Origin of the sequence: Pseudomonas sp. PA1(2017) (assembly GCF_001945375.1) — a bacterium.
GTDB lineage: Bacteria > Pseudomonadota > Gammaproteobacteria > Pseudomonadales > Pseudomonadaceae > Aquipseudomonas.
This window is the reverse complement of record NZ_MSXU01000011.1, coordinates 429-1,386: the sequence shown is the minus strand read 5'-3', so window position 1 is coordinate 1,386 and position 958 is coordinate 429. Positions and strand designations below refer to the sequence as shown.

The window sequence follows — 958 nt, the reverse complement described above, 5'->3', positions numbered from 1 at the left end:
GGCGTCAGCCAGCTCAACGAGCTGCTCAAGGCGATCACCAACCATTACGTCGATCGCGGCTACGTGACCACTCGGGCCTACCTGCCGCAGCAGGATCTGTCGGCCCGCACCCTGAAAATCACCGTGGTCGAAGGGCGCCTCGAAGGCCTCGACAGCTCCGCGTTGGCCAGTGACCGCGAATTGGCCATGAGCTTTCCCGGCGAGGCGGGCGAGATTCTCAACCTGCGTGAGCTGGAGCAACTGGTCGACAACCTCAACCGCCTGCCGTCGCGCCCGGCCCAGCTCGAACTGGTGCCAGGGGAGCAGGTGGGCGGCAGCCGCGTAGGCCTTAAAGGCGAGCGCAGCAAGCCCTGGCATGCCAACCTCAACCGCCACAACGATGGCCAGCGCAGCACCGGCGAGCAGCAATGGGGCCTGGGTTTTACCTGGGACAGCCCGCTCGGCCTGGCCGATCAACTGAGCCTTCGTGCCAGCCGCGATGCGGTCAGTGACAGCTACCGCCACTTCCACGCCCAGAGCCTGTCCTACAGCATCCCCTATGGCTGGTGGCGCGTGGACTACAGCTACAGCCAGAGCTACTACCGCACCCTGGGCCAGAGCAACGGCTTTCCCTTCGAGACCGACGGCGACAGCCAGCAACACGCCCTGCGTGCCGAACGCGTGCTGCACCGCGACAGCGTCAGCAAGACCGCCTTCAACACCGGTCTGAGCCATATCCGCACCAACAACTTCATTCTCGGCAACCGCATGGACCTGTCCAGCAACCGCTTGAGCGAATGGCAACTGGGCTTCAACCATGGCCGGCGCATCGGCACGGCCTTCGTCAACGCCGACATCGGCTGGCAGCGCGGCATTGGCGCCTTCGATGCCCAGGGCAACGGCGACCCCCGCGGTGATCAGCCCGTGGCGCGTTACAACAAATACAGCCTGACCCTCAGCTACCTGCAGCCCTTCAGCT

At 64.9% G+C, this 958-nt stretch carries 1 protein-coding gene; it reads left to right on the top strand.

Features of this window, described 5'->3' with window-relative positions; genetic code table 11:
- A partial coding sequence (locus BVH01_RS16505) for a ShlB/FhaC/HecB family hemolysin secretion/activation protein (protein WP_139317866.1) occupies positions 1-958 on the top strand: 958 nt, incomplete at both ends.